Below are 19,517 nucleotides of genomic sequence, written 5' to 3' on the forward strand. Positions count from 1 at the left end.
TCTCGTGGTCCGACGCGTCGCCACGGAAGGCTTACGTCGGCGACCGAGCAATCACCGGCAAGATGGCCGACATCCTGCCCTCCTTCCCCGACGTCGGCGGCGCCGAGGAACGCGAACCGCGCGTGCTCGGCGTCGACGCCGACGACGCCGACGACGTGCTGGCGGCGCTGTCCTCCGACACCGCCCGCCAGGTGCTCGCGACGCTGCACGACGACCCCGGCCCGGCGAGCGACGTCGCGGGCCGCGTCGACACCAGCCTCCAGAACGCCCAGTACCACCTGAAGCGGCTCCGCGACGCCGGCCTCGTCGAGGTCGCCGGAACCGCCTACTCCGAGAAGGGCCGCGAGATGGACGTGTACGCCCCCGCGGACCGCGCGCTGGTGCTGGTCGCCGGCCGCGAGGAGGACACTCGCGGCCTGAAGTCGACGCTGACGCGGCTGCTCGGCGGGGTCGCCGTCGTCGGCGTCGGCGCGGCGGTCATCGAGCAGCTGCTCGGCGGGCCGTTCGCGCTCCGGTTCGGGATGGCGTCGAGCGGCGGCGCGGGCGGCGCGGACGGCACGACGACGACGAGCGAGAACGTCAGCGCCCAGGCCACGCCGACGCCGACGGCGACCGAAGGCGGATTCCACGTCGCGGAGGCGACGACGACCGCCGCGCCGACGGAGACCGCGGTGCAGACCACCGCGACCGCGACGAGCGCGGCGCCGACGCTGCTCGACCAGGTCGCCGCCTCGCCCGGCGCGCTGTTCTTCCTCGGCGGACTCGTCGCGCTCGCGCTCGCCGGCGTCTGGCTGACCCGCCGATAGACGGCGTCGCTCCCGCCGCAGTCCGGCTGATTTCTCGGACACGCGGGGTAGCTAAAAGGCGTCTTTGACTCTACGGTAAGTACTTGCTCGGGGCGATAGTAGCGAGTGGTACGGTCCCGGCGCTTCGGCCCTCCCCCGCGACGCGACGCCCTCCACGCGCCCCGACGGGACCGCGCACCCACCCGTTCCTCCGGCGACGCACGACCCGACAGCGGCGGCGACGCAGATGCAGACGGACAGCGGCGGCGACGCGTGTGGCTCCGAGAGCCGCCCGGTCAGTCGTCGCTCCGGTCGCGTTCGCGGAGCCTGAACCGCTCGAAGACGTCGCCGTCCGGCGTGACGAACCGGCCGGTCAGTCCGTCGCCGTCGACCGCTTCCTCCAGTTCGACGTGCGCGGCGCGGTTGCCGCGCGGTTCGGCGTGGCTCCCCGGGTTCAACAGCGGGACGTCGCCGGAGTCGTCGAACGTCGGCCGGTGGCTGTGCCCGAACACGACGACGTCCGCGTCGCGCTCCCGGCCGAACATGACCAGCCCGGTGCGTCCGCTGCGGCTCCGGTGCCGGACCGCGAACGTCAGGCCGCCGTAGCCGACGACGCGCTCGGTCGGCAGGCGGTCGCGGAGCGCCGAATCCGCGTTGTTTCCGGTGACGGCGTACAGCGACTCGTTCACGTCGAGGAAGGCGTCGAGGACGGCCTCGTGGGAGAAGTCGCCGGCGTGAATCACGGCGTCGGCCGCGCGGACCGCCTCGAGCGTGCGGCCGCGGAGCCGGTGGCTGTCGGTGCCGTGCGTGTCGGAGACGACGGTGAGCATACCGGGCGGTGCGACGCCGCCGTACTGAAACGTTCGGGTCGCGCCGGCTACGCCGCGTCGACGAGTTCGATGGTGTCGTCGCCGTTCGGGACGCAGCAGATGAACGCCGCGTCGTCGCCGCCGTCGTTGCGGTACCAGTGCGGGACGCCGGCCGGAATGAGCAGCGCGTCGCCGGCCGACACGGTGTACTCGTCGTCGCCGATGCCGACGGTGTACTCGCCGGCGAGGACGTACTGTTCGTGTTCGACGGCGTTGGTGTGCTCCGGGACGGTCGCGCCGGCGTCGAGCGTGAACCGCCGCATCGCGAACTGCGGCGCGCCGTCGGACTCGTCGACGAGGACGCCTTTCCGCATGCCGTCGGCGGCGTCGACGGGGTCGTAGTCGACGTCGTCGCCGCGGCGGACCAGGTGGTCGGCTTCGTCGGTCACGCAGCCGAGTACGCGGCGGTTCATCTTAAGGCCCGGCTTTATTGGCGCCGCGACGGAACGACTTCTCATGAAAGGCATCCGCATCGGGACCGTCGCAGGGATACCCGTCCAGTTGAACTGGACGTTCCTGCTCGTTCTCCCGCTGTTCGCGTGGCTCATCGGAACGCAGGTGACGCAGTTCGTCGAACTCATCAACGTCGCGTACGGCGCGTCGCTGGACGCGGCGGCGCTCACCGGCGGCGCGCTGCCGTACGTCCTCGGCACCGCGGCGGCGCTCGGCCTGTTCGTGTCCGTGCTGCTCCACGAGTTCGGCCACTCGCTCACCGCGATGCGGTTCGGCTACAGCATCGACTCCATCACGCTGTGGCTGTTCGGCGGCGTCGCCAGCTTCACCGAAATCCCGGAGGACTGGAAGCAGGAGTTCACCATCGCCGTCGCCGGCCCCGTCGTCTCCGTGCTGCTCGGCGTGCTGTCGTACGTCGCGTTCAGGGCGTTCTCGCTGCCCGCGGAGGTCGCGTTCGTCGTCGGCTACCTCTCGCTGATGAACATCGTGCTCGCCGCGTTCAACATGCTTCCCGGCTTCCCGATGGACGGCGGCCGCGTGCTGCGCGCGCTGCTCGCCCGGAACCGGACGCACGCCCGCGCCACCCAGATTGCGGCGGAGGTCGGGAAGGTGTTCGCGTTCCTGCTCGGCCTGTACGGGCTGCTCCAGTTCGACCCGCTGGTCATCGGCCTCGCGTTCTTCATCTACATCGCCGGCGCCGGCGAAGCCCAGCAGACCGTGCTGCGCGCCGCCTTCGAGGGCGTCACCGTCGACGACATCATGACGCCAGGCTCGGAGCTGAAGACCGTGACGCCGGACACGTCGGTCGCGGCGCTCATGGAGCGGATGTTCACCGAGCGGCACACCGGCTACCCGGTGTTGGAGAACGGCCGGCTCGTCGGGATGGTGACGCTCGAAGACGCCCAGTCGGTGAAGGAAGTCGAACGCGACGCCTACACCGTCGGGGACGTCATGGAGACCGACGTCGCGAGCGTCACGCCCGACGCGGACGCGCTCGACGCGCTCGACACGATGCAAGACCGCGGCGTCGGACGGCTCGCCGTCGTCGACGCCGACGGCGAACTCGTCGGACTCATCTCCCGGACCGACCTGATGACCGCGTTCAACGTCATCCAGTCCGGCGGCCGCGACTCCGCCGGCCTCGGCCCCATCGGCGGCTCCGACGGCCTCCCCTCCGTCTCCGGCCGCTGACCGCCCGAACCGTTCCGCTTCCTCGATTTCGGCGCCCGCGTCGGACACCCCCGCGGAGCCGCGGCTCGTCGGTCGGTCGCAGCGAGAAGGTCCAGGTGCGAGAATTGAACCCGCGTCTCAGCCTCCACAAGGCTGAAGGATAGTCCACTACCCCAACCCGGACACGCACTCTCGTGTAGTCGGCTACGACTCAAATACGTTACGAACCCGGTGCGGCGGTGCGACCGCGGCGCACGCGTGGCGCAGAGCGCCGACCGACCGGACGCCGACCCGCCGGTCCGGCGCGGCGGCGCCGACTCACCGCTGGGCTTTTTGCGGCGAGCGCGCTACGAACAGCCAGCAGTGGCCATCACGGACAAGATTTACCTGAAGAACCACCGGCAGATCGCCTCCCAGCTCGACACGAGCATCCCGAAAGGGGCGTTCAAGGGGGCGACGCTGGACCTGCTGTTCACCGGCGACGGGCTCGCCGAACTGGACGAGACGACCCGCGACCGGGTGCTCGACTTCGCCGAGGACTTCCTCGACTGCGGCTGCGAGGACGCGCCCTACTGCGGCCACCCGGAGCGGAAGTTCATCCAGTACCTGCTGGAGCTGCGCGCGCAGGGGCTCGGCCCGGACGCCATCGTCGACGTGATGGGCGACGACTACATGCTGTACGCCTACCCCGGCGACGTCCTCTCGTTTCTCGACTCCGCGGTGCGGACGCTCGAAGCGGTCGAGTCGCTCGCGGACGTGGAGGGCGAACAGGAGATGACCGAGCGGGCGCGGCAGGCGAAGCAGGAACTGTCGGGCTGACCGTTCTCGGAGCCGACTGACGAGCGACTCGCCGACGACCGGTCCGCCACCGACCGGGTCGCTGACGAGGCGGCGAGCCGCGCGGAGTCAGCCGAGCTGGTACGGCTCGTCGGCGTCGACGTCGAACTCGCGGTCGTCCTCGTCGTCGCCCTCCTCGTCGAGCGCGTCGAGGTCGACGACGTCCTCGCCGCCGTCGTCATCGAGCCGGTCCTGCAGGTACGCCGCGTAGCGCTTGTACTCGTCGAGCTGCTCGCGGAGGTGTTCGGACTCCAGTTCCAGCCGCTCGTGTTCGCGGACGAACCCCTTCGGCACCTCGACGGTCGGCGGGAACGGCGCGTCGCCGTCGGCGGACGCCTCGAACTCGTGCTCCGGGACGACGCGCACCTGGCCGTCGTGCTCGACGAGCGCGTCCACGTAGTCGCGGAACAGCGCCGACAGCGACAGGTCGCGCTCGTCGGCGATGTCGCGCAGCGCGGCGAACGTGTCCTCGTTCACGCGGAACGAGATCGTCTTGTTCTTGTTCCCCATCTGTCGGCTCTTCGGTGCTCCCGCCACTTAACGGTTCGTCAGACGTTCACAACCGGACCGCTGACGGCCGCACTCGCGACCGCTGACGCCCCGAACGGGCTTCCGAGGCGCTGCGGCGGGTCCGGCGAGTCAGCCGTCGACGCTGGCGCGTCGGAACGCAACCGCGAACACGACGAGGAAGGAGACGCCGATGACCGCGAGCGACCGCGCGAAGAACGCGAGGAACGACCCGGGCGGCCCGGTGAGGTACAGCGACAGCGTGAGCGCGACGAGCGTCCCGGCGCACGCTGCCCCGAAGGCCCAGTAGGCGGCCTTCTCCATGGACGGTGGACGCTACTCGCCTCGGAAAAACGCGGCGACTACCGGAGACGGAAACGGGGAAGAGCGGTGTGGGTGGGGGAACGCCGGTGACGGTGGGGAATGCGGCCGGCGGCGACCCGCCGGCCGACCGGTCGCGGGTGGCTGTGCAGTTACGCGGGCGCCTCTTCCTCGGGCTCTTCGAGTTCGTCGGTGTCGTCGAGTGACCCGAGCGCGGAGGCGGCGGCGTCGACGTAGTCGTCGACCGGCAGGTCGTGCTGTTCGCGGGCCATCCGGGCGTACTCGTTGCCGTCGTCGTCGAAGTGGTCGACGCGGTCGAGGGTGCGCTCGGCGGTCTCGACGACCCAGCGGTCGCGGGTGGCGGCGTCGACGGTGCTGATGGACTCCGGACGGACGGAGACGTTCATGGAGCCGTCGTCGGTCTCGTAGGTCCGCGGCTTCCCGACTACGGCGACGTACGCCGGCGGTTCGAGGTCGCGGAGCGCGCTGGCGGCCTCCGGCTGGTACTGGCCGGCGTACACGAAGAAGGTCCCCGTCGGGTCGACGATGCGGCCCCGCCAGTACTCGTTGTCCTCGCCGACGTCCTCCTTCTCGGTGAGCGTGCCGACGAGGAACACGCGGTTCGCGCGTTCGCCGGTCGGCAGCAGGAGGTACAGCGGCGCGCGCTCGTCCTCGGACTCCTTGAACGTGTAGCTGCCGTCGTTGAACTCCCGGGCGAACACGCGCCGGGCGACTTCTCGGGTGGGAACGGTCTGGTTCTGACTCATTTACATCGACCTCGCGCGGATGAGAACCGATTCGGCGTCAGCCGGACCGGTGAGCTGTTCGAACTCGTCGGCGAGCACGTACCTGCCGAGCGTCGGGCCGTGGACGCGGTAGTACCGGCCGACGACCATGTCCGCCATCTCCTCGGCGACGACGGTGGTGTCGAGGGCGTCCTGGGCCATCTGCTGGGCCTCGTCGAGCGAGATGCCGGTGAGTTCGGTCGTCGCCTCCTCGTTGAAGACGACTTCGTGGACCTGCTCGCCGTCGTCGATGACGGCTTTGATGCGCAGGTCGAACTCACCGTCGACCTGGCCGTGCTCGGAGCAGCGGCCGTTCTGCAGGACGCGGGTGCAGTCCTCCTCCGGGCAGCGCTTGATGAGCCCGGAGCCGGACTGGATGTCGACGAGCGCCCCCTCGACCTCCGAGGAGTCCTCGCCGACCTCGACGTCCTCGTCGAGTTCGGTGATGGTCGTTGTCCGGTTCAGCTTCACGGAGTAGCTCCCCTGGTACTCGTCGGTGACGACGTTTCCGAGGGCGTAGCTCGCGCCTTCCTCCAGTTCGTCGAGTTCGCTGGTGGCGAACGAGACGAACCTGGTGGTTCCCGACTCGTCTCCCAACAGGCCTTCCTGCGCGATTGAGTCGTGGTCGGGGTCCCAGAGGTCGACGACCTTCACGCGAAGGTCGACCCACTGCTCGTCCTCGTCGATGTCGCCGACGAGCACCTGCTCGGCGCCGCCTGCGCCGAGTTCGTCGCGGTCGAGGTCCGCCTCGTCGAGGTACGAATTGACGACGCTGCGGCGCGCTTCGTCGACCGGGACGCGGTACTCGTTGACGAGCGAGTCGAGGCGCTCCTCGACGTCGTCGACGGTGAGGTCCAGGTGGTCCGAGAACTGCTCGCGTATCTCCTCTGCGTGGCTTCGTAAGTCTGCCATGGTTTCTCCTGCCTCCGATGTGTTATCCGGTGGGAGGCGTACGCCGGTTGGTGCTCGATAGTATTTAATATTCCGTGACCACGGCGGAAGTGAATCGAGGCGGTGCAGGCCGTGAAGTGGCCGATTTCGGGCTCGGGTCGTCGCAGTCGAGCGGTTTGAACACCCGAATCCGGTCGGCCTCGGCTGTCTTCTCCCGGCCGTGGCCGCACTCGGCCGGGCCGGCGGGCGACGAATCTATACCGGGCCGGACCGCACGCGGGGACGTGACGCTGACCGACCGATTCCGGCGCGTCCTCAGACAGCAGGCGCGGAAGGCGGGCCGCGAGTACGCCCGGAGCAGGCGGGCGTACCGCGACGGCCGCGACGGCGACGACGCGGAGCGGACGTGGGTCGACCCCGCGGAGTTCGACCTGCCGACGGACGCCGACGGCCGCGCCCGAATCGTCTGCCGGCGACACGCCGAAGAGCGCGCCGTCGCCGTCGACGCCGCCGGCCGCCCCGCCTGCTTCGACGCCGACCACCCGGACTGCGAGGGCTGCGCCGAGGACGTCCGCGACGGCCGCGTCCAGACGTGGTGACGACGGGAAGCCGGGAACGACGACCGACCTGCCGGCCGACCCGCTGACCTGGCCGTCGGTCCGCCCGCCGCGGTGCTGCCGTGTGCTTTTCAGTGCGGCCCGCGACCTGCGGGCATGGACCGTCCCGTGGTCGCGGTCGTCCTGGCGGGCGGCACCGGGTCGCGACTGTATCCGGCGTCGCGGAGCGACCGGCCGAAGCAGTTCCTGCCGCTGGTGGGCGAGCAGTCGCTGCTCGCCGCAACCGTCGACCGCGCCGGATTCGCCGACGAGGTACTCGTGTCGACCGCGCCCGCGTACGCCGCCGACGTCCCCGAGCACGCGCCGGACGCCGAAGTCGTGGTCGAGCCGGCGGCGAAGGACACCGGGCCCGCGCTGCTGTACGCGACCCACCGCGCCCGCGGCGCCGCCGACCACGACGACCCGGTCGTCGTGTGTCTCCCCGCAGACCACCACGTGCCGGACGGCGACGCCTTCGCGGACGCGATGCGGCGCGGCGCCCGCGTCGCGGCGGACACCGGCGCGCTCGTGACGTTCGGCGTGACGCCGACGCGGCCCGACCACGGCTACGGCTACATCGAGCGCGGAGACGAGCGCGAGGACGAACGCGTCGACGCATACGACCTCGCCGCGTTCCACGAGAAGCCGGACGCCGACACCGCGGGCGAGTACGTCTCGCGCGGCTACCTCTGGAACGCCGGCATCTTCGCGTGGACGCCGTCGGCGCTGTTCGCCGCCGCGCGCGACACGCCGCTGGCACCGCTCGCGGACGCGCTCCGCCCCGCGGACGCGGCGGACGGTTCGGCGACGAACGCCGCCGGCGCTGAACGCGCAGCCGTTGACACCGACGCTGGTGACACAGCCGCTGCCGCCGTCGATACCGTCGACACCGACGCCGTCGTCGCCGGGTTCGACGCGGTCGACGCGGTGAGCATCGACTACGCGGTGCTGGAGCGCGTCGACGACGCGGTGGTCGTCCCCGCCGACTTCGCGTGGGACGACCTCGGCTCGTGGGACGCGCTCGAACGAGTGCTGCCGCAGGACAGCGACGGGAACACGCTCGCGGCCGACGCGGTCACCGTCGACGCCGCCGGCAACGTCGTCGCCGGCGACAAGCACGTCTCGCTCGTCGGCGTCGACGACCTCTGCGTCGTCGCCGTCGACGACCGCGTACTGGTCGTGCCGAAGGCGGACGCACAGCGCGTCCGCGAGGTCGTCGCCGAACTGAAACGAACCGGCGACTTCTGACCGGCCGATCAGCTCTGCAGGCCGCCGCCGTCGACGGGCAGCGCCGCGCCGTTGACGTACGACGCCCGGTCGGAGGCGAGGAACGCGACGACGTCGCCGAGTTCCTGCGGGTCGCCGACGCGGCCGAGCGGAACGTCCGCGGCCCACGACTCCAGACCCTCCTCGTAGCTGTCGAACTCGCCGCGCTCGATGCTGTCCTCGATGAGCTCTTCGATGCGCGCCGTCTCGTGCGACCCGGGCAGCACCGCGTTCGCCCGGACGGACGGCGCCCACTCGCGGGAAATCGTCTTGACGACGCCGATGACGGCGCGCCGGACGGCGTTCGACAGCACGAGGCCGTCGATGGCTTCGCGGACGCTCGTCGACGTGATGCAGGTGACGGTGCCGGCGTCGCTGTCGGCGAGATACGGGTGGGCGGCGCGGAGCGTCCAGACGACGCTCATCACGAGCGTGTCGAACGAGCCGTACCACTGGTCGTCGGTCAGCTCGTCGAACGTCCCCGGCGGCACGCCGCCGGCCGACGTGACGACGTGGTCGATGCCGCCGAACTCCTCGACGGTCGCCTCGACGAGCGCCTCAACGTCGCCGCGGTCCGTCAGGTCGGCCTGTACCGCGGCGACGTCGCCGGGTTCGACCGCGAGCGCGTCTGCCGCCGCGTCCAGCCGGTCTCGCGTCCGGCCGCAGATGACGACGTTTGCCCCCTCGCTCGCGAGCGCCTCCGCGGCCGCGAAGCCGAGGCCGCTCGAACTCGCCGTCACCAGCGCCGTCTCTCCGTCGAATCCGAGGTCCATGCCTCCACAGTCGCGGCGGCTCCACAAAAAAGTGGATTCGTCGGCGACCGGCCCGAGCGGCAGCGGGTCGGTGGTGCCTCTGCGCCGCAGCACCGCGGCGCCGCTACTCGGAGCGCCGGACGCGAACCGCCCCGTTCGCGGTGACGCCGACGAGCACCGGCGCGGCGACTTCGCGGCCCTGCACGGCGCTGCCGGCCTCGTCGCTCACCAGTTTCATCAGGTCCGGCGCGGTGCGGTTCACCTTCACCCCGGCGGCGTCACACGCCTCGTACACCCGGTCCGGGACGTCGTACAGGTCCGCGCCCGCCTCGATTTCGACGCGCACCGGCGCGGCGAGCGCCTCGGCGAACGAGACGGTTTCGCGGGCCCGGTCGACGTTGTCGCGGGCGCTCGCCTCGACGTTCGAGACGTTCGCGCGGGACGTCCCGAGCAGCGCCGCGATGTCCGCCTGCCGGACGCCCCGCTCGCGGAGCGCCAACACCTCCGCTTGCCGCCGGGTCAGCACGCTCCGGTCGGCGTCGAACCCGGCGCGGTCGAGTAACTCGTCCACGTCGGCGTCCACCGCGTCGGCGCTGCCGTCCTCGGCCATGCTGAACACGAGGAGCCCCAGCGTACAAAAAGGATAGTTCGGACTGTCCGTCCGCGGCACCGCGACGACAGCGGGCTACGCGCCCCAGAAGTTGTCGCGCGAGCCGAGCCGCTCGTCTTCGTCGCGTCGGGACCGCCGCTCCGACTCCTCCGATTCGCCCGCCTCGCCCTCCTCGTCCTCCGCGGACTCCTCGTCTTCGTCCATGGGGAGCCGCTCGAGGATGGTTTTCGCGCGGGCGTGGTTCTGTTTCACCTGGTCGATGCGGACGCGAACGCGGCACGGCGGCAGCGCGCCGTCGACCATGACGATGAAGCCGTCCTCGGTCCGGCCGACGCCGGCGCCGCTCTCGTGGATGTCCTCCACGTCGAGAACGACCTCCTCGCCGGGCTTGACCGGCTGCTGTTTCAGGTCGGATATCGGCATGTCGTAGCTGTTACACCACTCGGCGCCGCCGCGGTCGCCGTAGTGCTGACACCCCATCCCCTGAATCCGTTCGGAGAAGCGGGGGCAGTCGTCTGCCAGTGGACAGTCCGGCATACAGACCGTTTGGCCGGGGGCGGTCTAAACGCTTCCGTCTGGGACTCGGACGGCGCTCCGGAGGCAGCACCGACTCCCGCGGCACCCGGGCGACTTTTCGACTGCCGGTCAGTACCGACGGTCGTGAACGACCGGGTTCCGGAGCTGTCGCTCGTCGCCGGCGGCGTCCTCGCCGCGTCGCTCGGCGGCTTCGCCTACTGGGGGACCGGCGACGCGTCGCAGGCGCTACTCACCGCGGCCGTCCTGCTGTACCCGTTCGCGGGCTACGCGGTTCGGCACGACGACGACCCGACGACGGTGCTTCCGCCGCGCGGCGTCGCCGCGGCGGCGGCAGCGGCGGCGACGCTGCTCCTGCTGGACGCCGTGGTCACGCCCGGCCCCGCGGTCGCCGTGGCGGTGCTGCGCGCGGCGTGGTTCGCGCTCCTCGTCGCGCTGCCGCCGGCCGCGTACGCGCTCCGCTACGGCGACCCGGTCGGCCGTCGGTCGGGGTGGCTGATGCTCGCCATCGGCGGCGGCGTCGGCCTGGTCCTCCTCGTCGCCGGCGTCGCCGCCGGGACGCCGTTCGGCGTCGCAGCGGCCGGGATCGCGGCGCTCGCGGGGGCGCTCGGTGCCCGGTTCTGCGGCGTCGCCGCGACGGAGACTGCTCGACTGGTCGCCGTGGCCGCGGGCGTCGTGGCCGGCGGCGCCGTGCTGGCCGCAGCGGCGCTCGCCGGTGCCGTGACGACGACCGTCGTGGTTGCGGCGTCGGTCGCGGTGCTGGTGCCGTCGCTGTACGCGGCGCTGTCGGTCGAGACGTCGGCGTTCGACTGACTCGGCAGCCGGTGGATTTGGCGGGCAGGCGGCCGTGCTCGAAGCGTCGTCGGTGCGCCGTCGGGCCGCACAACCGCGTCCCGGCGCACCGCGTCGGTCAGCGCATCGGGGACGCTGGGCGCGGCATCCGATTTGAAGCCTCGGGCGAAGCGGCGGCTCAGAGGAAGTCGTGGACTTCCGAGTACCACATGTCGTGGTGGTCGACGCGGCCGACCCGTTCGGCGACGTCGACGGCGAGCGCGTGCCAGCAGCGCTCGTCCGGGTCGTCGGCGTCCAGGTTGTAGGTGGCGTCCGGGCAGTCGCAGCCGCCGTCCTCGACGACGTGTTCCTGCCGGTGCCCGACGACGACGGTGAAATCACGGTACTGCTTCACGCGGCCCTCGGAGACGGCTTCGATGGCGCGGCGGCCGCGGCTTCCGTGCCGGTCGATGATGGCGGCGACGATGGGCGGGCGAAGTTCGCCGGCGGCGGCCAGCGCGGCGCGCCAGTCCTCCGACGGCTCGACCGGGTCGTGGGGGACATCGTCGGGGGCGTCTTCGGAGGTGCCGTCGCCTGCGCGGTCGGCGTCGCTCTCGGCGTCGGCGTCCGCGTCGGGCACGTCGGCTCCGCCGGCGGTCACGAGCCCCGATTGGCGTCCCCGAGGCAAAACGCTTCGGAACCGCCGGGTCGACGGCGCGAGAACCGGGAGACGACGCGGCGTCGCGGCGGGCGGCGTGGCGACGCCCGGGACGCCGGAACCGAAAGCATATTCGGCGGCGTGGCCACCGTCGACAGGAGAATGGACCCACGCATCCGCGAACACGCAGAAACCATCGTCGACCACTCCATCGACCTGCAGTCCGGCGACGACCTCGTCGTCCAGCTCCCGAGCGCCGCGGAGGACCTCGCGGTCGCGCTCCACGAACTGGCCGGCGACGTCGGCGCGAACCCGGTGTACCTCAACAACTCCGACCGCGCCGAGCGCGCCTTCCTCCGCGCCGGCGACGACGACTTCGAGACGCCGGAACACCAGCGCGTCCTGTTCGAGGAGGCCGACGCGTTCGTCATCGCCCGCGGCGGCCCGAACGTCTCCGAGAAGGCCGACGTCGACCCGGAGACCACGGCCGCGTGGAACCGCGCGTTCCGTCCGGTGCAGCGCGAGCGGCTCTCCAAGCGGTGGTGTCTCACGCAGTTCCCGACGTCCGGGCACGCCCAGCTCGCCGGGATGAGCACCGCCGAGTACGAGAACTTCGTGTACGACGCCGTGTCGCTCGACTGGGAGGCCCAGCGGGAGTTCCAGTCGCAGATGGTCGACATCCTCGACGACGCCGACGAGGTCCGCATCCGGAGCGGCGACCGGACCGACGTGACGATGTCCGTCGCGGGCAACTCCACGCTGAACGACTACGGCGAGAAGAACCTCCCGGGCGGGGAAGTGTTCACCGCGCCGGTGAAACACGAAGTCGACGGCGAGGTGTACTTCGACCTGCCGCTGTACCGGCAGGGCCGCGAAATCGAGGGCGCACACCTCCGCTTCGAGGACGGCCGCGTCGAGTCGTTCGCCGCCGAGCGCAACGAGGACGTCCTGGAGGGCGTGTTCAACACCGACGAGAACGCCCGGTACGTCGGCGAACTCGGCATCGGCATGAACCGCGCCATCGACCGCTTCACGTACAACATGCTGTTCGACGAGAAGATGGGCGACACCGTCCACATGGCGGTCGGGTCGGCGTACGGCGAGTGCGTCGGCGAGGAGAACGAAGTGAACGACTCCGCCGAGCACGTCGACATGATCGTCGACATGTCCGAAGACTCCGTCATCGAGGTCGACGGCGAGGTCGTCCAGCGGAACGGGACGTTCGTCTTCGAGGACGACGCGTAGCCGGGACTGCCGCGACGGCCGACTCCTGCGACGGCGGACCTACTCACGGTTCTCCGGTGCCGTCGGAGCAGACAGTTATGGCAGCCGAATTACTAATGTGTTGCTGTCCCAGGGGGCGTCATGAGTTTTATGGCCGTGCAACCGAGTGACACAGGTGTGCCGAAAGTTCACTGTCCAGACTGCGGGCGTCAGATCGGGATGCACGAACTCGAAGCGAAGACGACGACCCAGTCGAGCGGCTTCTCCACCAGGTACCGCTGTCCGTTCTGCCGGACGGACATGGACGACGTCACCGAACTGTTCGGGTAGCGCCCGGCGGTGCCGGCGCCGCGCGGGCCGCGCCCGGCTTACTCGTCGACGTCGAGTTCGAACTGCCCGTTCTCCGTGACGGTGTTCAGCACGACCGACGTGTTGGTCTCGCGGATGTCGGTGTCCGACAGCAGCCCCTTGATGCCCTCGTTCATCTCGTCGGTGTCGCGGAACTTCCCGATGGCGATGACGTCGTAGTCGCCGGTCACCTCGTACACCGACACCATCTGCTTCTGGTCTTCGAGGCGGTCGGTGATGTCCGGAAGCGCCTCGCCCTCGACTTTCAACTGGACGATGGCGGTGACGTCGTAGCCGAGCCGGTCGTAGTTGACGCGGGGCGTGTACCCCTCGATGACGCCTTCGTCTTCGAGTTCCCGGAGGTGGTTCGACACGGTCGTGACGGAGACGTCGAGCTCTTCGGCGAGGCTGCGCAGGCTCGCCCGCCCGTTCCCGAGCAGTTCGTTCACTAGCTTGGCGTCGAGGTTTTCGTACGTCATTACACCCAACCACGACTCCGGGGGTTTAGAATTTTACGAACGTCCACTCGAACGGCTCGATGGGGAAGGTTGCACCGACCGACAAGGATTTTATACTGGGTGTGTACCGGATACACGTCAGAAGGTATGACGGACGAAAACACGGTAGCAGACGGCGGCCTGAGCACCGAAGAACAGCGCGTACTCGACGAGATCGACGAGAAAGGAGTCGACTTCCTCCGGCTTCAGTTCACCGACATCCTCGGCACCGTCAAGAACGTCTCCATCCCGGCCACGCAGGCCGAAAAGGCGTTCTCCGAGGGCATCTACTTCGACGGCTCCTCCATCGACGGCTTCGTGCGGATTCAGGAGTCCGACATGCGGCTCAAACCGGACCCGAGCACGTTCGCGGTGCTCCCGTGGCGCACCCGCGAGGAGGGCGAAGGCGGCGCCGCTCGCCTCATCTGCGACGTCATCAACACGTCCACCGGCGAGCCGTTCGAGGGCGACCCGCGCCGCGTCCTGAAGGACGCGCTCGACCGCGCCGCCGACATGGGATTCACGGTCAACGCCGCGCCGGAACCGGAGTTCTTCCTGTTCGAGGAGGACGAGGACGGCCGCGCCACCACGAAGACCAACGACGCCGGCGGCTACTTCGACCTCGCGCCGAAGGACCTCGCCTCCGACGTGCGCCGTGACATCATCTACGGCCTGGAGGACATGGGCTTCGAAATCGAGGCCAGCCACCACGAGGTCGCCGAGGGCCAACACGAGATCAACTTCGAGTACGACGACGCGCTCACGACCGCCGACAACGTCGGGACGTTCCGCACGGTCGTCCGCGCCATCGCGGCTCAGCACGACCTCCACGCGACGTTCATGCCGAAGCCGATTCCGCGCATCAACGGCTCCGGGATGCACACGCACATCTCGCTGTTCACCGAAGACGGCGAGAACGCGTTCCACGACGAGGACGACGAGTTCAACCTCTCGGAGGAGGCCAAGCAGTTCACCGCCGGCATCCTCGAACACGCGCCCGCCATCGCGGCCGTGACGAACCCGACCGTGAACAGCTACAAGCGGCTCGTCCCGGGCTACGAGGCGCCCGTCTACGTCGCCTGGTCCGACCGGAACCGCTCGGCGCTCATCCGGAAGCCGGCCGCCCGCGTCCCGTCGGCGTCCCGCATCGAGGCGCGCTTCCCGGACCCGTCGTGCAACCCGTACCTCGCGTTCGCGGCGCTCATCCACGCCGGCCTCGACGGCATCGAGCGCGGCCTGGATTGCGACGACCCGGTCCGAGAGAACATCTACGAGTTCGACGCCGAGAAACGCGACGAGTACGGCATCACGACGCTCCCGTCGAACCTCGGCGAGGCCGTCGAGGAGTTCAAAGACGACGAGGTCGTCCAGGACGCCCTCGGCGAGCACATCACCGAGAAGTTCATCGAGGCGAAGACCGCCGAGTACGACGAGTACCGCGTCGAGGTCTCCCAGTGGGAGCTCGACCAGTACCTCGAAACGTACTGAACACCGCTCGGCTTCGAGTCGGGTCTTTTTGCGCCGCTGCGGAAGCGCTGCCGGCTCGCCGCGACTCTCGCTGAACAGCCGGTCGGCCGGTGTTCGAGGTCCGCGGTGAGTCCCGCCAGGGGCGACCGACGCCACCCGGTGAGAATCGCCGATGTGGATTTCTCCTCCCGGAGGAATACGCTCGCATGGGAACCGTACTCGGAGTGGAAGGAGACCCGATTCGGCTGAACGTCCTCCTGTACCCACTGGGAGTCTGGGTGGTGATGGCGGGTATCGCCGTCGCCAACGGTGGGCTTCGGGAGATAGTACTCATTCCCCGTGTCGGGGACTACGCGGGACACGTGCTGAGCACGGCGCTGCTCGTCGCCGCGATACTCCTCGTCTCGGGCGTCTATTTCTCGTGGACGTCCATCGGCTACACACGGAGCGAACTCGTCCTCGTCGGCGTGGTCTGGACGGTGCTGACCGTCGGCTTCGAGTTCGCCGTGGGGTACGTCGAGGGGACGCCGGTTTCGGTCACACTCGGCCAGTACGACGTGCTCGCAGGGCAGGTCTGGATCGCGGTCCCGGTCGCGCTCCTCGTCTCCCCGCTGCTGTTCGGCTGGTACTTCTCCACCTAACTTCGGACCCCTTCGAAAACGCGGCCAACCTCGGGGCGACACTGGAGCCGCTCACCAGCCCATCCCGGGAGTCTATCACCAGCCCATCCCGGGATTGTCTGCGGCTTGACGGACCCAGGAAGCGACCTGCTCTTCGTCCAGCGTGTCCGCTTCCTCCACGTCTAGGGCCTGTCTCTCCGGCCCGGTCCCGCTTGGCGGTCTCGGGTCGAGGTACGATTCGCACACGAACGCGAGTTTCACGTGGTTCGAGAACGCGCTGAACGACGCGAACCACCCCCTGTCTTCGACGCCGTAGAACGGCTGGTGCCACTTCACGGCACGGCGTACCTCGGGCACTTCCCGCTGGAGTATCTCGTCGAACTGCGCCGCGACCGTGCGCTTCCACCCCGGCAGCGATGCGACGAACGCCGCGACCGCTGCTGACCCGTCACTGTCATCCGCCCTCCGCGCCGCCTGGTACCGCTTTTCGCGGTCGGTCCACTCCGTCTCCGACGGAACCCGGTCTGGGAGTTCGACGTCACCGAAGTCCTCGTCCACGATGGAGTCGGCTCCTGCCCGCCCCGTTATCGCGGTCACGACCACGACCGGGTCGGACTCTTCGCCCTCCGAGAACAGGTCGAACTCCAGGCGCAGCGTCCCGCCTCGCCAGTGGCGAGCGAAGCCGACCCAACTGTCGGTGTGGTCGTCCCGCGGGTCTCGTTCGACCCGGAAGAGACCCAGTAAGGCTGGAACGACGTCGGCCCCCCACTGAAGCCCCCGCTCTCGGTCCGTGAACTGGACGCCCTCGTCGTGGGCTTTGCTGTAGTCGGGCGCTCTGATCACTCGGTTCTCCATCACGAGTTCGGATACCTGCTGGGCCGAAACCGGGGCGGACGCGCTCATAGTCCCGCTTCTGTAGGCTGTGTGAGGGCATCAAGATTTCCTCGGGCCCCGTCAGCCCGATTCGCGTGTTGTCGCTGTCGCGAGACGTGACTACCGATCGGCCTCGTCGCCGTCGGCCGACTCCGCGTCGTCGCTGTCGCCGTCGGCGTCGCTGTTGACGTCGCTGTCGCCGTCGGCGTCGACGTCGCCCGACTCCGCGTCGTCGCCGCCGGCCTGCTCTGCGTCGTCGGCCGCGCTGTCACCGTCGTCGTTCGCTGGTTCCGCGTCGGCGTCCGAGTCCGCGTCGACGTCGCGGACGCGGCTGACGACGGTGGGCCACGCGACGATGAGCGCGACGGCGCCGAACGACAGCGGGACCACCGCGAGCAGCCGGTACGGCGGCGTGTCCGGGACGACGCCGAAGACGTACGGGAGGCCGACGCTGGCGACGAAGGCGGCGGTGACGAACAGCGCCGCGACGACGCCGAGTCCGACGGCGGTGTCGACGCGGGACACCGGCGCGGTTTCGGTGCCGCGGAGCCGCCAGACCGCGTAGCCGCCGAAGCCGCCGCCGGCCGCGACGCCGGCTTCGACGAGTTCGGTGCCGTGGCCGCCGGCGGCGGCGACCGCGGCCGCGACGACGCCGAGACAGCCCGCCAGGAAGAACGGCCGGTCGGGGTGCGGGACGAACCCGGAGCGGGCGACGCGGCCGAACAGCCACAGCGCGGCGGCGCCGGCGACGACGCCGGCGACGACGTCGAGCAGGTGGTGGACGCCGAGCAGGAGCCGCGTCAGGCCGACGACGCCGATGACGGCGCCGGCGGCGGTCCAGCGGCGCCGGCGGTCCCAGACGTCGAGGAACGTCGCGAGCCCGCCGTAACACATCGTCGCGGCGATGGCGTGCCCGGACGGGAAGCCGAAGCCGTCGCCGGTCGCGGCGTTCTCGAAGACGACCGCGAGCAGCGTCGGGAGCCACGTCGGCGCCGGCGCGGTCGACGCGCCCGGCGGCCGCGGCAGCGCGAACAGGCTCTTCAGACCGACCGTGACCGCGAGCGCGCCGATGGCGACCGCGATGAGCGTCGCGCCGACGCGGCGCGGGTTCGCGGCGACCCGGCGGTCACCGAGCCAGTACAGCAGCCCGAACGACAGGTAGATGAACCAGGCGTCGCCGAGCTGCGTGAGCGCCGCGGCGACGACGACCACCCAGCCGGGGAGGCCGGCGACCAATTCCGGAACGCCGAGGCCGTGCATCCGTCACCTCACCGCCGCCCCCGGACGGCGTCGAGCGCCTTCCCGGGGACGTCGAGCAGATTCAGGCCGAGGCCGACCAGCACGAACAGCACGTACAGCCCGAGCGTCGACAGGAACAGCACGACCATCGCGCCGATGGCGAACCAGCCGTCCTCGTAGACGAACGCGCCGAGCGTCAGCACGACGCCGTACAGCAACACGAGGTACGGCCCCCAGCCGCGGGCGTGGCCGCGACGCATCCGGCCGCGGACGTAGCGTTTCAGTTCGTCCTCCAGCGCCGGTTTCTCCACGGTCCGCCCGTCGAGGTCGTCCAGCTCCGCGCGGAGCTCCGCGACGCGCCGTTCGAGGTCCGCGATGTCGGGCGCCGGCTCGTCGCGGTCGTCCTCGGCGTCGGTCATTCGTTCCCCGGCACGCGCGTCTCCCCCTTTACCGTGCCGGTCTCCGCCGTCGCTGACCGCCGAAGCGTCGCCTCCGGCTCCCTGCGCCCCGATTCCGCCGGCTCCGTCGTCGGGGCCGGGCGACCGGTGCGGGGTCAAGACGACGTTGACGACGACGCCGACGAGCACGACGATCCCGGCGAGGTACAGCCACGTCACGAACAGCAGGACGCCGCCGATGACGCCGTACACGTCGGCTTTCGTCCCGCTCCCCGCGGCCTGGAACTCCAGGTACGCCTGGAACGCCGCCTGCAGCACGGTCCAGCCGACGCCGGCGAACAGGGCGCCCGGGAGCACCTCCCGCAGCCCGACCCGCGGCTCCGGGAAGAAGTAGTACATCGGCAGGAACGCCGCGGTCAACACGGCCGGCAGCACCAGGATGCTCGCGACTTCGAGGAGCACGCCGAGCTGGAGCGCCGCGACGACGCTGCCGATGCCGACCATCACGGCGACGCTCGCGACGACGGACACCGCGACGACCGCGGAGTCTTTGAGCTGGTCGACGAGCCCCGGCGACTCCACGACGCCGTAGATGTTCGCGAACGCCGTGTCGACGCCGCGGAACACCTTCAGCGCACCCCACACCGCCAGCGCCAGACTGAACGCGGTCGCGCCGCTCCGCCCCGCGCCGCCCCGGAGCGCGTTCACCAGCAGCTCCTGCCCTGCCGGCGTGAGCAGGTCGCCGCTGGCGGCCACCACGACCTGCGCCAGCTGCTCGCCGCCGACCGCGGTGGCGACGACGAGCGCCAGCACAGCCGCCGGCAACAGCGAGACGAATCCGTAGTACGCGACCGCGGCCGCCAGGAACGTCACGTCCTGCTCTGACGTCGTCGCCGCCACCGCGCGAACCCCCGCAGCGAACCGGCCCGCGCGGCCGTCGAGGCTGTCGAACACGACCCACTGTTCGGCGGACTGGCGCTTCAAAGCCCGGGCTTCCCGGACGCGCCCGGACTGGCTCCTGGCTGCTCGCTGACTGTCCCCGGACG

Annotated in this window: 24 protein-coding genes and 1 tRNA gene; 10 read left to right on the forward strand and 15 right to left on the reverse strand. The window is 70.3% G+C overall.

Annotation, left to right across the window (positions count from 1 at the left end; all coding sequences use genetic code 11):
* Window positions 1–62 precede the first annotated feature (62 nt).
* Entirely contained in the window at window positions 63–806 is a 744-nt protein-coding gene (locus ACQUST_RS06455; protein WP_435126491.1) for an ArsR/SmtB family transcription factor, read from the forward strand.
* A 275-nt stretch (window positions 807–1,081) separates the two neighbouring features.
* Here the strand turns inward: ACQUST_RS06455 and ACQUST_RS06460 are convergent, their stop codons facing one another.
* Both ACQUST_RS06460 and ACQUST_RS06465 read right to left on the reverse strand, forming a co-directional pair.
* Window positions 1,082–1,615: a metallophosphoesterase gene (locus ACQUST_RS06460; RefSeq protein ID WP_435126493.1), complete on the reverse strand. Its 534-nt coding sequence runs from the start codon at window positions 1,613–1,615 to the stop codon at window positions 1,082–1,084.
* 47 nt (window positions 1,616–1,662) lie between these two features.
* On the reverse strand, window positions 1,663–2,043 hold the full coding sequence (locus ACQUST_RS06465) for a cupin domain-containing protein (RefSeq protein WP_435126495.1): 381 nt from the start codon (window positions 2,041–2,043) through the stop codon (window positions 1,663–1,665).
* A gap of 67 nt (window positions 2,044–2,110) precedes the next feature.
* Between ACQUST_RS06465 and ACQUST_RS06470 the strand changes: the two genes are divergently transcribed.
* On the forward strand, window positions 2,111–3,298 hold the full coding sequence (locus ACQUST_RS06470; protein ID WP_435126498.1) for a M50 family metallopeptidase: 1,188 nt from the start codon (window positions 2,111–2,113) through the stop codon (window positions 3,296–3,298).
* Between the two features lie 89 nt (window positions 3,299–3,387).
* Here ACQUST_RS06470 and ACQUST_RS06475 read toward each other — a convergent pair.
* Window positions 3,388–3,460: transfer RNA gene (locus ACQUST_RS06475), tRNA-His, on the reverse strand.
* 180 nt (window positions 3,461–3,640) lie between these two features.
* Here ACQUST_RS06475 and ACQUST_RS06480 point away from each other — a divergent pair.
* On the forward strand, window positions 3,641–4,096 hold the full coding sequence (locus ACQUST_RS06480) for a DUF5814 domain-containing protein (RefSeq protein WP_435126500.1): 456 nt from the start codon (window positions 3,641–3,643) through the stop codon (window positions 4,094–4,096).
* A gap of 87 nt (window positions 4,097–4,183) precedes the next feature.
* Here ACQUST_RS06480 and ACQUST_RS06485 read toward each other — a convergent pair whose 3' ends face one another.
* The 4 genes from ACQUST_RS06485 to ACQUST_RS06500 form a co-directional block, all read right to left on the reverse strand.
* Entirely contained in the window at window positions 4,184–4,624 is a 441-nt protein-coding gene (locus ACQUST_RS06485) for a CopG family transcriptional regulator (protein ID WP_435126503.1), read from the reverse strand.
* 129 nt (window positions 4,625–4,753) lie between these two features.
* Complete coding sequence (locus ACQUST_RS06490; RefSeq protein WP_435126506.1) at window positions 4,754–4,945, reverse strand: hypothetical protein; 192 nt, start codon at window positions 4,943–4,945, stop codon at window positions 4,754–4,756.
* Window positions 4,946–5,094: 149 nt separating this feature from the next.
* Window positions 5,095–5,709, reverse strand: a complete 615-nt coding sequence (locus ACQUST_RS06495; RefSeq protein WP_435126509.1) for an RPA family protein — start codon at window positions 5,707–5,709, stop codon at window positions 5,095–5,097.
* Window positions 5,710–6,639, reverse strand: a complete 930-nt coding sequence (locus ACQUST_RS06500; RefSeq protein ID WP_435126511.1) for a replication factor A — start codon at window positions 6,637–6,639, stop codon at window positions 5,710–5,712.
* Between the two features lie 269 nt (window positions 6,640–6,908).
* Between ACQUST_RS06500 and ACQUST_RS06505 the strand changes: the two genes are divergently transcribed.
* Together ACQUST_RS06505 and ACQUST_RS06510 are read left to right on the forward strand one after the other, a co-directional pair.
* Window positions 6,909–7,217, forward strand: a complete 309-nt coding sequence (locus ACQUST_RS06505; RefSeq protein ID WP_435128142.1) for a DUF7091 family protein — start codon at window positions 6,909–6,911, stop codon at window positions 7,215–7,217.
* Window positions 7,218–7,331: 114 nt separating this feature from the next.
* Window positions 7,332–8,462: a mannose-1-phosphate guanylyltransferase gene (locus ACQUST_RS06510; protein WP_435126514.1), complete on the forward strand. Its 1,131-nt coding sequence runs from the start codon at window positions 7,332–7,334 to the stop codon at window positions 8,460–8,462.
* 8 nt (window positions 8,463–8,470) lie between these two features.
* Here ACQUST_RS06510 and ACQUST_RS06515 read toward each other — a convergent pair whose 3' ends face one another.
* The 3 genes from ACQUST_RS06515 to ACQUST_RS06525 form a co-directional block, all read right to left on the reverse strand.
* Window positions 8,471–9,253 carry an SDR family oxidoreductase gene (locus ACQUST_RS06515; RefSeq protein ID WP_435126517.1) on the reverse strand — a complete coding sequence of 261 codons (783 nt, stop codon included), beginning with the start codon at window positions 9,251–9,253 and terminating at the stop codon, window positions 8,471–8,473.
* A gap of 103 nt (window positions 9,254–9,356) precedes the next feature.
* Window positions 9,357–9,842, reverse strand: coding sequence for a Tfx family DNA-binding protein (locus ACQUST_RS06520; RefSeq protein ID WP_435126520.1), 486 nt, complete (start codon window positions 9,840–9,842; stop codon window positions 9,357–9,359).
* 75 nt (window positions 9,843–9,917) lie between these two features.
* Window positions 9,918–10,379 carry a TRAM domain-containing protein gene (locus tag ACQUST_RS06525; RefSeq protein WP_435126522.1) on the reverse strand — a complete coding sequence of 154 codons (462 nt, stop codon included), beginning with the start codon at window positions 10,377–10,379 and terminating at the stop codon, window positions 9,918–9,920.
* A gap of 123 nt (window positions 10,380–10,502) precedes the next feature.
* Here ACQUST_RS06525 and ACQUST_RS06530 point away from each other — a divergent pair, with 123 nt between their 5' ends.
* Entirely contained in the window at window positions 10,503–11,189 is a 687-nt protein-coding gene (locus ACQUST_RS06530) for a hypothetical protein (RefSeq protein ID WP_435126525.1), read from the forward strand.
* Between the two features lie 157 nt (window positions 11,190–11,346).
* Here ACQUST_RS06530 and ACQUST_RS06535 read toward each other — a convergent pair whose 3' ends face one another.
* Window positions 11,347–11,664, reverse strand: a complete 318-nt coding sequence (locus tag ACQUST_RS06535; RefSeq protein ID WP_435128144.1) for a hypothetical protein — start codon at window positions 11,662–11,664, stop codon at window positions 11,347–11,349.
* A gap of 303 nt (window positions 11,665–11,967) precedes the next feature.
* Between ACQUST_RS06535 and ACQUST_RS06540 the strand changes: the two genes are divergently transcribed.
* Window positions 11,968–13,050, forward strand: coding sequence for an aminopeptidase (locus ACQUST_RS06540; RefSeq protein WP_435126527.1), 1,083 nt, complete (start codon window positions 11,968–11,970; stop codon window positions 13,048–13,050).
* Window positions 13,051–13,206: 156 nt separating this feature from the next.
* Window positions 13,207–13,359 carry a hypothetical protein gene (locus tag ACQUST_RS06545; protein ID WP_435126530.1) on the forward strand — a complete coding sequence of 51 codons (153 nt, stop codon included), beginning with the start codon at window positions 13,207–13,209 and terminating at the stop codon, window positions 13,357–13,359.
* 38 nt (window positions 13,360–13,397) lie between these two features.
* Here ACQUST_RS06545 and lrp read toward each other — a convergent pair whose 3' ends face one another.
* Window positions 13,398–13,856 carry an HTH-type transcriptional regulator Lrp gene (gene lrp / locus ACQUST_RS06550; protein ID WP_435126532.1) on the reverse strand — a complete coding sequence of 153 codons (459 nt, stop codon included), beginning with the start codon at window positions 13,854–13,856 and terminating at the stop codon, window positions 13,398–13,400.
* 126 nt (window positions 13,857–13,982) lie between these two features.
* On the opposite strand from lrp, the gene glnA reads away from it, so the two are divergent.
* Window positions 13,983–15,362, forward strand: coding sequence for a type I glutamate--ammonia ligase (glnA, locus tag ACQUST_RS06555; RefSeq protein ID WP_435126535.1), 1,380 nt, complete (start codon window positions 13,983–13,985; stop codon window positions 15,360–15,362).
* 185 nt (window positions 15,363–15,547) lie between these two features.
* Complete coding sequence (locus ACQUST_RS06560) at window positions 15,548–15,982, forward strand: hypothetical protein (RefSeq protein ID WP_435126538.1); 435 nt, start codon at window positions 15,548–15,550, stop codon at window positions 15,980–15,982.
* Window positions 15,983–16,057: 75 nt separating this feature from the next.
* Here ACQUST_RS06560 and ACQUST_RS06565 read toward each other — a convergent pair whose 3' ends face one another.
* From ACQUST_RS06565 to ACQUST_RS06575, 3 genes are all read right to left on the reverse strand, one after another.
* Entirely contained in the window at window positions 16,058–16,864 is an 807-nt protein-coding gene (locus ACQUST_RS06565; RefSeq protein ID WP_435126540.1) for a DUF1801 domain-containing protein, read from the reverse strand.
* A gap of 90 nt (window positions 16,865–16,954) precedes the next feature.
* The gene (locus ACQUST_RS06570) at window positions 16,955–18,094 is read right to left on the reverse strand and encodes a phosphatase PAP2 family protein (RefSeq protein WP_435126543.1); all 1,140 of its coding nucleotides are present in this window, start codon (window positions 18,092–18,094) and stop codon (window positions 16,955–16,957) included.
* A gap of 8 nt (window positions 18,095–18,102) precedes the next feature.
* Window positions 18,103–19,425 (reverse strand): YihY/virulence factor BrkB family protein, encoded by a 1,323-nt coding sequence (locus ACQUST_RS06575; RefSeq protein WP_435126545.1) that lies wholly within the window; start codon window positions 19,423–19,425, stop codon window positions 18,103–18,105.
* Window positions 19,426–19,517 lie beyond the last annotated feature (92 nt).

Origin of the sequence: Halobaculum sp. D14, assembly GCF_051195135.1 — an archaeon.
Lineage (GTDB): Archaea > Halobacteriota > Halobacteria > Halobacteriales > Haloferacaceae > JBNTKA01.

What these genes read in the sequence shown, in the direction of transcription:
- ACQUST_RS06510 (WP_435126514.1), top strand. Translation starts at nt 7,332, where the DNA reads ATGGACCGTCCCGTGGTCGCGGTCGTCCTGGCGGGCGGCACCGGGTCG.
- ACQUST_RS06470 (WP_435126498.1), top strand. Translation starts at nt 2,111, where the DNA reads ATGAAAGGCATCCGCATCGGGACCGTCGCAGGGATACCCGTCCAGTTG.
- ACQUST_RS06495 (WP_435126509.1), bottom strand. Translation starts at nt 5,709, where the DNA reads ATGAGTCAGAACCAGACCGTTCCCACCCGAGAAGTCGCCCGGCGCGTG.
- ACQUST_RS06485 (WP_435126503.1), bottom strand. Translation starts at nt 4,624, where the DNA reads ATGGGGAACAAGAACAAGACGATCTCGTTCCGCGTGAACGAGGACACG.
- ACQUST_RS06570 (WP_435126543.1), bottom strand. Translation starts at nt 18,094, where the DNA reads ATGCACGGCCTCGGCGTTCCGGAATTGGTCGCCGGCCTCCCCGGCTGG.
- ACQUST_RS06500 (WP_435126511.1), bottom strand. Translation starts at nt 6,639, where the DNA reads ATGGCAGACTTACGAAGCCACGCAGAGGAGATACGCGAGCAGTTCTCG.
- lrp (WP_435126532.1), bottom strand. Translation starts at nt 13,856, where the DNA reads ATGACGTACGAAAACCTCGACGCCAAGCTAGTGAACGAACTGCTCGGG.
- ACQUST_RS06455 (WP_435126491.1), top strand. Translation starts at nt 63, where the DNA reads ATGGCCGACATCCTGCCCTCCTTCCCCGACGTCGGCGGCGCCGAGGAA.
- ACQUST_RS06565 (WP_435126540.1), bottom strand. Translation starts at nt 16,864, where the DNA reads ATGAGCGCGTCCGCCCCGGTTTCGGCCCAGCAGGTATCCGAACTCGTG.
- ACQUST_RS06525 (WP_435126522.1), bottom strand. Translation starts at nt 10,379, where the DNA reads ATGCCGGACTGTCCACTGGCAGACGACTGCCCCCGCTTCTCCGAACGG.
- ACQUST_RS06560 (WP_435126538.1), top strand. Translation starts at nt 15,548, where the DNA reads ATGGGAACCGTACTCGGAGTGGAAGGAGACCCGATTCGGCTGAACGTC.
- ACQUST_RS06460 (WP_435126493.1), bottom strand. Translation starts at nt 1,615, where the DNA reads ATGCTCACCGTCGTCTCCGACACGCACGGCACCGACAGCCACCGGCTC.
- glnA (WP_435126535.1), top strand. Translation starts at nt 13,983, where the DNA reads ATGACGGACGAAAACACGGTAGCAGACGGCGGCCTGAGCACCGAAGAA.
- ACQUST_RS06520 (WP_435126520.1), bottom strand. Translation starts at nt 9,842, where the DNA reads ATGGCCGAGGACGGCAGCGCCGACGCGGTGGACGCCGACGTGGACGAG.
- ACQUST_RS06540 (WP_435126527.1), top strand. Translation starts at nt 11,968, where the DNA reads ATGGACCCACGCATCCGCGAACACGCAGAAACCATCGTCGACCACTCC.
- ACQUST_RS06515 (WP_435126517.1), bottom strand. Translation starts at nt 9,253, where the DNA reads ATGGACCTCGGATTCGACGGAGAGACGGCGCTGGTGACGGCGAGTTCG.
- ACQUST_RS06490 (WP_435126506.1), bottom strand. Translation starts at nt 4,945, where the DNA reads ATGGAGAAGGCCGCCTACTGGGCCTTCGGGGCAGCGTGCGCCGGGACG.